At 37.5% G+C, this 10,925-nt stretch carries 4 protein-coding genes and 1 tRNA gene; all 5 read right to left on the bottom strand.

What is annotated here, in order from left to right; all coding sequences use genetic code 11:
• Positions 1-6,747 (bottom strand): two-partner secretion domain-containing protein (locus AC5YDM_RS04430; protein ID WP_496150902.1); only part of this gene is annotated, 6,747 nt, incomplete at its 3' end.
• Positions 6,748-6,782: 35 nt separating this feature from the next.
• Complete coding sequence (locus AC5YDM_RS04425; protein ID WP_496150901.1) at positions 6,783-7,298, bottom strand: toxin-activating lysine-acyltransferase; 516 nt, start codon at positions 7,296-7,298, stop codon at positions 6,783-6,785.
• Between the two features lie 11 nt (positions 7,299-7,309).
• Entirely contained in the window at positions 7,310-9,067 is a 1,758-nt protein-coding gene (locus AC5YDM_RS04420; RefSeq protein WP_496150900.1) for a ShlB/FhaC/HecB family hemolysin secretion/activation protein, read from the bottom strand.
• A 225-nt stretch (positions 9,068-9,292) separates the two neighbouring features.
• Entirely contained in the window at positions 9,293-10,528 is a 1,236-nt protein-coding gene (locus AC5YDM_RS04415; protein WP_496150899.1) for a tyrosine-type recombinase/integrase, read from the bottom strand.
• A gap of 152 nt (positions 10,529-10,680) precedes the next feature.
• A tRNA-Arg gene (locus tag AC5YDM_RS04410) sits at positions 10,681-10,756 on the bottom strand.
• Between the last annotated feature and the right edge of the window lie 169 nt (positions 10,757-10,925).

The following is a 10,925-nucleotide window of genomic DNA, read 5'->3' as shown; positions in this document are numbered from 1 at the left end:
ACTTTGCACACTTGAAGCCACATCACCAGTGCTTGCACCTACACCAGATGCAACCAAACTAGTAATCGCACTTACCGTTCCTTTCTCATCTGCAGTTAAGTCTTTGGCTTCTTTTCCATACAAATATTTTGAAAGTAACGGTGCTGATGCTTCTGCTCCACCCGCAGTAACTCCTGCAAGGAGTGCATCATTACCACCTGCTGCTGCAACCGCCGCGCCCAACACAGTGTGCGCTAAAATATGCGCTGCACTTCCTTCACTATTATTGGATTTGAAATATTGCCCAATTTCATAGCTAAGCTTAGGACTCACTGTTGCGGCTGCTATACCTAAGCCACTGCTCGTTGGGGCTGACAAGCCTGCTGAAATACTATCGACTAATATGCCTAATGTTTGAAGTTGTTGCTGTTTCTTGTCAAACTCAGCTTGACTCAGTGTTCCTGCTTCCTTAGCTTTTTTAGCTTCATCTAAATTTTTATTAATTTCAGTACGTACTTCTTGGCGGTTAGCATCAAATTGTTTCGTCACATCCATCTGTAAATTAATTTCACTTTGAACTTTTTCGTTATCAAAGTTGTTCTTCAGCGCACCACTATTTTCTCGTGCTGTATCTGTTGTAACATGAGTTAGGATTTCTGACTTAATCTGCTCAGCAGATTTTCCTGTCAGCTCTTCTTGACGGAGGGCTTCTCTTATCGTGATGTTAGAGGTGTTAATACCACTTTGCGTCACACTACTGTCTGTATCACTGTCCAAACCAAAACCAATCGACTTGCTTACACCTTGGATTGTGGAAGCATGTTGATCAATTTTTTCAGGCGCTGATATTACAGTACCGGGTTTACCCTGATCAGATTTAGTTGTATTTAATCCAGCACTCAGTGAAATCCCTTTAGCATCATACTCACTGATATTTTGAATATCTGATTTAGTCAGAGTGCCAGTATTTAAACTATTATTTTTTAAGTTTTCAGCTTCTTGCGTCGACGTGATTAAAGCACCTTTTAAATCCGTGTTATTCTTCACATTGATTTGGTAACCATCATCTCCAGCAAAGATCCCTGATTGCTCATTGACTGAGGCATAATTTGCATCAACATTCGACTTACTAAAGCTACCCGATACATTACCGCCATTGGTACCAACGCTGAATTGGCCTGAAATATCTTGTTGTTTGCTCTTATAAGTGGCTGTATCTTGTAAACTTTCAATATTAAGCTCATTGGCTTCAATCTGTACACCTTTACCTTGTACCTGACCACCAATGATATTGGTCGCATTGCCAATGCTAATTGTCGTTAAACTATCTTTTGAACCGACATGACTATTCACATAGCTTATGTCAGTGCCATCTCCTTTGCCTTTGCCAAGATTGCCACCAGCAGTAACACCCAAACCTGTTTGGTTACTGATGGTTACACCCGCATTCCAGCCTGAACTTTTGTTATTTGATTCTTCAATCATTTTTTGTTCAGCAGCTTCGATGATGACATCGTTATCTGCTGCCAAGTGGGTGCCTTTCATTCCAATAACATCAGAACCAATAATATTGATGTTGGAATCTTTCCCTGCACCACTTGCTACAATGTTTGTTGTGCCACCAGCGCTCACTTTACTTTGAGCAGCAGTATTACTTTGTGTATGGCTTGTTTCTACACTCTTTTGTTCGCCATAGGTTAGACTCACCCCAACTTCTACCGATTGGTTCAAGGTGGTAGCACCAGTAAGAACATCTTTTAATTTGCCTACTGACTGACCAGCTTTGTAAGTATCGAAGCCTGCATTGGCTGCTGCCATTGCATTAACACGATCATTTTTACTTTGACCAATTTGTTTTGATGAATCTAAAACAGCTTCAACTTGTTGCACGATTGGCACGTTTACAGCAAGCGTTAAGCCTTTCTGTTCCATCTCACGCTTATAATCATTGGTATTTTGCTCGTTGGCTGCTTCTATATTGACTCGTTGTGCCAAGATATTTACATCACCTTCTTGTGCTAATACTGTGCTCCCCGTTTGTTGATAGGTACTGCCAGAGATAATATTTGTATGACCAGCTAAACTTCCAACTGATGAAGCATTGCTTGTGAATTGTTGATTGTTGTTATCTGTACTTTCTTTTATCTGACCTACAGTAACACCTATACCACCACTGCTAAATAGTCCTGATTTCTTCTTACTATAAAAACTCTCTTGAGTAGACTGAGTAAGTGCCGACTCCACTTTTACGTTATTTTTTGCGCTTAAATTGGTATCTTGATCTGCAATAACATGACTACCTTTTACAGAGATATCTTTTTCAGCGTTTAAGTAAATATTCTCACCGCCAATAACACTAGCTACAGCTTGTGTTTGTTCAGAACTATCCTTAAATATTCTAGTCGTTGTACTCGCAAAGCCTTTACTCTTCGTTTTTAAAGCATCATCAGCAACTTTTGTATATTCACCAGATTCAATATTGATATTTTGTGCTTGAACAACAACATTCCCTGTTGCACTATTGACTTCAGATGCACGTAAATTAATATCATTTCCTGCATTAAGCTTAATATCGTTATTTGCCTGAATCTGACTACCTATTTCTCCAGACTCACTACGTTTAATATAATTATTTGAATCTTTTATGTTTTCTTGTTTCTGGCTAACTTGTGTCGTTCCCAAGTTAATATTATTTTTGGCAGTAAGTTGTGTAATACCCTCTTCACTGGCATTTGAAATGACACCAGCATTGAGTTGTATATCTTTTCCTGCATTTAAGGAAAGTATACTTTGTCCATCTTTAGCTGTTATATAGACACCAGCTTGACGATTTAGATGGGTATTAGAACCTTGATTTTTTTGTGTTGTATTGGTTTCAGTGACAATATTGATATTTTCACCAGCATCTAAGAATAACTTTTGCTTAGCATCAATGGTCCCACTTAAATTATTAATATCTTTCTTAGCTTTAGCCGAAAGCTGATCTGCTGTTAATCGTCCACCAAGGTTTTGGATACCATCTGCTTGAATCACTAATGCATTTCGACCTGCTATTGTACCGCTGTTAACAAGACTATTTTCAACATTCAGGGCAGTATTACTGCCTGCTAGTAATGCGCCATTGCCATTAATATCTCCATTCTGCAACCTTACATAGACCTGTGGAGCGAGTACAGTTTCAACACGTCCATCATTCAAAGTGACCTGCTTTTCAACTAACCAAACAATATCACTGGTTAATTTAGCAATTTGTTCTGCACTTAAAGCTATACCGACTTTAAGTTGCATCTGTTGTGCAGTTGTTACGCCATTCAGCATCAGTTGCTGAAATTGCTCTTCACTGCTATTGAAACCATCTAAAAAGCGTCGACCAGTTAACTGACTCACTTGTTCAGTCGTGATTTTTTGTTCATAGTAACCATCGCCTAAACGTTTATGCAAATTTTGAGGATCTAAACTCAATAATTTGAGCATATAGTCACTGCCTAGCCATTTTTTATAATTTGTGAAAGCTGGATCAGTTTCTATTAAATATTCAGGATTAGCTGGATTAGTATTGAATAAACTACTACTTGGTAAAGATGTGTTTACATCAATTGTGCGAACAGTAATATCATTTTCAAGTGCTGAATTTGTATTGAGCTGGGTATTAGGATTCGTCGTTGATAATCCCTGAACATGTTCTTGATAACTCAATACACCTAAATTTAACTCTGTAATCATTGGTGCAGGTCTATATGCAGAAGTATTTGACCCTGTTACATCCGTGCCTTTTTTATGATCTCTCCAAAAATTTGTTAAAGTTCCCTCATCACGTATAATTGTTTGACCTAATGTTTCATGATTGTCTAAATCACCAACCTTAACATCTACTAATCCCCCAGCCAGTATTTGACTATCCGAATTCAATAATACGTCACCCGTAATTTTAATATTTCCTCCAGCGAGGATTTGACCAGGTGCTGAATTTACAACTTGTGTTTGGTCTTTAATCTTTTCGTAATTGTAGCGATGCCAATTTTCATGCCATTGGCCATCTGGAGTCACCAGATGTTCCGATTCATCAAACTGAGTTGACCAGCCAAGTTCAGCTTGGCTACCTTCTGCATAGCGATGATTCTGCCCCTGTGCTTCATATTCGACTATATATTGACGATCAACTTCTTCTATTTGAGTTTGAAAATGCTCATTGGTATTTCTTAACAATTGACTTGAAATCGTTAAGTCCGTACCTGCTTCAATTTTAGCACTGTTATTATTGATACTTTGTGCTTGTCCAACCGCATGTTTGTTTTCATCTAAAGTACCAGCAATCACCATATTGCCTTCACTTGAGATCAATGCATTTTCTTTATTTACAATGTCTTTTGCAGCTAAATCTAATCGCTCTCGTGCTGCAATCACTGCAGCTTTTGTTTCATCAACAGTTTCTTCTTGGTTGAGCACTTTATTTGCAGATACTGCAACATGGTCACCATAAATACGACCTGTGCCAATATTATTTAAAGTACTCGTCAGCTCAACTAATGTTTGACCATTACTATTGATTTCACCACGGTTGGTTAAGTTTTCACTTTGAATATGGGTACCATTATTGGCAATGATTCGACCTGTATCTTTATTATCAATATCACTTGCTTTAAGTTCTAATTTTGATCCTGCTTGTAATTCTGTTGTATTTACCAAATTACCCACAGTCTCAATTTTTAAATTGTTTCCTGCTTCAATTTTATTTTTCGTCGTGAAGCTGTCTTTTAAGTTCAGCTTTAAATCATTACCTGCACTAAGTTGCCCATCAGCTGTAATTGATGTTGCATCAATCGCTACATTTTGATTCGCTAAAATTTTACCTGCTGTATTCTGAACATCATTTGCTTGAATGTCTGAATCTTGTGATGAAAGAAGCTCACCTTCGTTATTATTTAAGTCACCTGTACGAATACTTAATGTTTTACCCGTAAGGATTTGTCCTTGTGTATTTTTAAGTTGTTCACTCTCAATACTCAGGTGCTGAACGACTTGAATTTTACCTGCAGTGTTATCAACATCTTTTGTTTTAACTCTGGCATCTTGTGCTGTAATCACACCGTGATTATTCTTAAAATGCTGTCCCTGAACATTCAAAGTATTTAAGTTTAATGTCGCATCACTGTTATCCAAACCTTGATTGAGCGTTAAACTTACCCCACCATTTGCCGTGATTTTCCCTGCATCATTTTCAATGCTGTCTGCCTTAATTTTACCTTGGGCAAAACTCGCTGTAATAGACGTATTGGCTGAACTGGTACTACCACCGCCTGTCGCAGTGCTTGGGGCTTCTGTTTCTGAACCTGAGCCACCTGTATTTTCACCACCTGTGCCTGTACTAGGGTTTGTTCCTGTGTCTTGATCAATTTCGTTATAACCAATTAAGCCTTTGTTTTTATTATTAAGTGTTTTCGCATCAATCGCTAAGTCCTGTAAGCCTGTTTGAACAACTTTACCTGAACTGTTCTTCAGATCTTTTGTTTCTAGATCAACACGACCTGCATTGAGTTCGCCTTGGTTTTGAATGGTTTCTTTATTTCGAATATTCAATTCAGCAGAAGTTGCTATCAAACCAGTGTTATTCAGGTTTGTCGTTTGTATGCTTTGCTTACCCAAACTAGAAATACTGCCACTGTTATTTAACTCTGTAGCTTGAATATCTAATGTTGCTTGTTGAGGATCTTCTTTATGTTGTGCAACAACTGAACCACTGTTTTGTAGTTGTCCATCTGCACTAATTTTAATACTGCCAGCAGAAGCAAACACTTGCCCTGCATTATTAATACCCACACCTTTGTCTGTACTAATCAGGCTAATCTTCCCTGCGTACATTCCCCCTAAGCTACCTGTATCTATGGAAAATTTTGGTGAGTTGTTCGTTGTACCGCTGCTTGCAGTACCTATGCTTTTAATATTACTTTGTGCATCAATGTCATTTTGACCTGTGACTATTTGCAAGTCTTTTGCCCATACACCTGCATTAATTTGTGCTGCATGACTAAGTAAACGCGTGTAGTCTGCTGTACTGGTATCTAATCCTTGTCCTGTAATATTGATTAAACCATCGCGAACTTGAAAGCCTGTAACCGCACCATTATTTAGTAACGGATTACCCGTACTTAACGTAACTGCACCAGCATTGATGAATCCACCACCATCAACATTAATTCCAGATGGGTTGGCAATAATTACATCGGCTTTACGTCCACCCACTTCAATATAGCCATTAAGGTGACTGGCATTGGTTGAGTTAACTTGATTCACAATGACTTTAGCTTCACCGCCTGCAAGCCAAGGGTTACCTTGGATATAACCACCCAATTGCGTTTGAGCATTTTGACGGCTGTTATTGAGGATCACCCCATTTTTATTCACATCAAATTGTTGGTAGTGGTTCATTGAAACACCAGCTTGGCTTGGCGTTTGAATATTCACCTGAGTTGTGCCATTGGCACTATTAATAATCGTTGGTCTTTGACTTCCTGCTACATTTGAGTCTGCAATTACATTGGCTTGTGCTATATCTGTGGTCATACCAAAGCTTGCAACGCCCGTCAAAAGCATTATGGAAAATGATAGAACTTTTAAGCCTAAACTTTTTTCAGCAGCAGACTCTGTGTCTATCTCTAAATACGTGGTGTTTTTATTACTCGTTTGTCCTTCTGCGGACACATTTTCTGCAACAACGACCATTTCACCACGTGTTTTACTGAAAATCGTTTTATAAAAGTTCTTATTCATTTTTCAATTACCTATTCTTTAATCTTTTAAATAAATTATTCAGCAAGTGCGTATTTATTTTGCCAATCGTTAAAATCTTGCTCACTCATTAAATCGCCTTTGAATGTCATAACTCTTAAACCTGTCTCTCTACCTCTGTGATAAAGCGATCTCATGGCTTTGTGAGAAAATAATTGTTGAGCAATAATATTTTTAATCGTTTTGCTATGACCAAATGGAGTAAACCAATCTATAATCCATAAACGATCACCACTGTTACTTTCATTGATTGACAATGGTAGACCTTGGCTTTGTATATATTTTTTTTCAGTTTCATTATTTAAAAATGCCCAACTGACATAGCCAATGACTCGACCATTTTCAACACACACAACAAATTGCTTGTGCTGTATATAAGGTACAACTCTCGTCATTAAGTAACTTAAGGGTGCATCCTTTAAGCTGGGCACGTATTGCCATAACCAAATCAATGAACCCAATATTTCAGCTTCACTCCAATGCTCATGAGGGTAATGTGATGGTGCAATTAAACTAATATTTCCAATTTTCATAATGGCCTCAACTAGAATGAGTAATTCACACTAAAGCCATAGTTCATGTCATAATTTTGAAAGTACTCAGGCTTCTTAATCGGCTTACCTGCAAATACGTCATAATAGAAATTCCCACCGACTTTGAACTGTCCTCTGAAACCCATTGCACCACCAATTAAGGTTTTACCCAGTAGCCATTCTGCTGACTGTCCATCGACATGCCCTGCATCTAAAGCAATATAAAATTGGTGTGCAGGGAAAATTGACATCGCTAAATCATTACGCCAGTAATAACCACGGTCAGCAGCTAAAGTCATGTTCCCGTCAAAACCACGTACCGTATAACGCCCACCGATTGACATACGATCTTGCATGGTTAATGGTGTATCGTTGTACTGTGCTCTGATTGAACTTGAGTAGTTATAGTTTTGTTTTTCAAATTGAAATGGGACATTTAGATTGGCATCTAATGTCCAAATTTTCATGCGTGAAGAACCTTCATCAAAGGCTTCTTCTGGGGCACGTAAAGCGCTAAAAGCACCTGTCCCGCGTTTATATCCAAGACTCAAATCCAGTATCGATGATTTTATATATTCTCGATGATCTATATTGAATTGCCAGCCTGAAACATCACGTCTTTGAATGCTCATCTCTGCATCATCAATGAAGCTTTTTGATTCTCGATGCCAACCTTTAAAGCTTGCTGAAGTTTTTCTTTTCGCATCGCGATATAACAATCGTGTTACACCTAAATCTTGTGTTTTACTTTCACCATTGTAATTATAGACGTTATTCGCTCCAGCAACGGCTTGGTCGTATTTGTATTGGCTTGCATTAGCACTAATGAGCCAGTTTTTATACGGTACTGAGTAATGCAGTGCATAGTTATTGGTACCACTTTCTACAGTCGTACCATTCTGATCTGTGATTTTTTGTTGATCCGCTAAGTTACGACCAACTGTGATATAAAATAGATCACTTCGGAATAAAGGGTTATCTAACGAGGCTGTTATATTGCCTTGATATTTACCTGTTTGACGACTTCCTGCATCATCAGCACTTAAAGTCACACGGATTGGTATTTTTCTTTGTTTCCATTTGACGATGACATCACTCTGATTCGGTGCATCTGCAGGGACAATTTGAATATCAGCCTCTGTAGTAGGTACACGTTTTAAATTTTCTAAGCCTTGTTCTAAATCTCGTAGATTCAGCACATCACCATTTTTAATTGGGAATATGTTTTTCGCATATTGAATTCGGCCTGCTCGGGTATTATCTTCATCACTTAAATCGAGTTTGATTTCTCGAACCAAACCAGGAATAACAGTCAGTTCTAACTTACCCGTACTTAAGTTTTGTGGGGCTACCAAAATACGTGTTGTGGTATAGCCACGACCAATAATGATGTTTTGTGTTTTAGTCATGAGCAAATTAATCGCTTGCTCACCCATACACATGCCAGACTTAAATTCGAGTTCTTTTAAAGCTTGTGTTAAGTATTTACTAAACTTATCACTCATTTCACCATTGAGTTTTACTTTATTAATATCAAAACATTTTTCTTCTTTTATTTCGTGAAGTTTCAAGTTTTCTTTTTGGCGTACAGCATCTAAATTTACATCTGCTGAAGGTTGTATGATTTTTTCTAATTCTGCTTGGCGTTCTTGATTTCGTATAAGTCCATCAATCGCAGGGTCAAAATTTTGTGCATGTGCAGATGAAATAAATATCCCTCCACCAATACTTAGAAGTATCCCCTTGAACAATAATTTTTCTGTAAACATGTTGTCACTTTGTATTAAATTTGCGATAAATTTAACAATTAAAAGTTTATTTTACAACGTCTGTAGACCCTTTGTTTAATAGATGTTTATAATAAATTGATTCTTATAACAATTTTAAAGATTTAATTGATTTTTATTCGTAATAGCATCATTTTAAAATATTCTTAGCTTAGAGGTGGCGTCAACTTAACTGAAACTATAACTTACTAATATTTATTAAATTAATTACTCTTCATTTTCATGCGTTAATTGATCTAAATAATCAGACCATGCTTGCATCATCACTGAACGCTCCTCCAAATACTTAGTACGGTTGTATGCTCGACCATGCATATCGCGAACCTGATGTGCAAGTTGTTGTTCTATACGTTCAATAGGAAATTTTAGAACTTCATCTAATAAAGTTCTTGCCGTAGCTCTAAAGCCATGCCCTGTTGTCTCACCATTTTCAAAACCATATTGTTTCAATCGTTTATTAATGGTCGATTCACTAATCGTTTTATTCCGATTACGCATAGAGATAAAACAGTATTCCGAGTGTCCAGTCACTTGATAAAGCTCTTGAAATAGCTTCAAAACTTGATCAGATAAAGGAACTATATGTTGCAGGGTTGTCTGATTCTTGGTTTTAGGCGGTGTGTAACGCCAAGTTTTATTTTCAAAATCTATATCTGCCCATTTTGCTGCACGTAACTCACCGGGGCGTACAAATACATGGGGTAGAATTTTGACTGCATAATCAATCGTAATATCTCCACGCCCGATATTTTTATTGATATTTCTTAATAGCTGCCCAAGCATTTGCTCATCTGTTATAGCGGCCCTGTGCTTGGTTTTGCCCACTTTCAAAATACCACTAATTTGATCAGCAACATTAAATTGGCATAAACCTAAAGCGATTGCGTATCGAAAAACTTGTGATGCCTTACTTCTCATACGTTTGGCAGAATCCGTTTTACCTTGTCGCTCATATAAACGGCATACATCTAGAATTTGAGACGGCGTAATTTCATCTACTGAATAATCTCCAATAGATGTATATAGTTTATTCCAAATAAATTGGTTCCTTCGCTGGGTACTTGGCTCTAGTTCTTCTGTCTTACGGTATTCATCCGCTATAGTTCTAAATAGATTTTTTAATTTACTTTTTGTCCTATCTTGAGAATTAGGCTTTTGCTCACCTGGGTCGACACACTGAGAAAGCAAAAGTCTAAATTCTTCTCGTTTAGCTCTAGCTGCAGCCAAAGTACACCTTGGATAAACCCCTAAAGCTAATGTTGCTCTTTTTTTAGAATAAGGCCGCATGTAGTCAAAACGCCAATATGCACCGCCTTTTTTATCTAATAACAGATATAGGCCACCACCATCTGAAAGCTTAATATTTTTTTCAAATGTTTTCTTTTGCATTGATATTGCGGATTTAATTTTTGAGTCTGTTAGACTGATAACTAATTTAGGCATCTTTTTACGGTATATTTTTACAAGAAATCGGATATACCATAAAACTTTACGGTATCCTAAAACACCGTCGGACGGCATCAAATAAGCGAATCACGCAAGTTATTTATTTTTAATGATTTTCGTATTTAATCGGATGGGCTAAAACAGGAAAATGGTGCGCTCAGCGGGACTCGAACCCACGCCACAGGCTTCGGAGACCTGTACTCTATCCAGTTGAGCTATGAGCGCATTTTAGATTGCGCACATCATAACAAAAAAAACCGTTAGGTAAAGCAACTATATATCACTCCTTCAATTCATTGCTTAGAGTTTATCCAACATCCCAAAAATGCAACACATAATTCCTATGCAATTACTTGGTTTATTAGAGGAGATCGCTCACAATATCCCTATTATT

It is taken from the genome of Acinetobacter sp. CY81 (assembly GCF_059515925.1).
Note: the sequence above shows the minus strand (reverse complement) of the source record. Positions and strands in the feature narration are given on the sequence as shown.

Bases quoted from the DNA above. Each gene is read 5' to 3' on its own strand.
- AC5YDM_RS04425 (WP_496150901.1), bottom strand. From the start codon at position 7,298: ATGAAAATTGGAAATATTAGTTTAATTGCACCATCACATTACCCTCAT.
- AC5YDM_RS04420 (WP_496150900.1), bottom strand. From the start codon at position 9,067: ATGTTTACAGAAAAATTATTGTTCAAGGGGATACTTCTAAGTATTGGT.
- AC5YDM_RS04415 (WP_496150899.1), bottom strand. From the start codon at position 10,528: ATGCCTAAATTAGTTATCAGTCTAACAGACTCAAAAATTAAATCCGCA.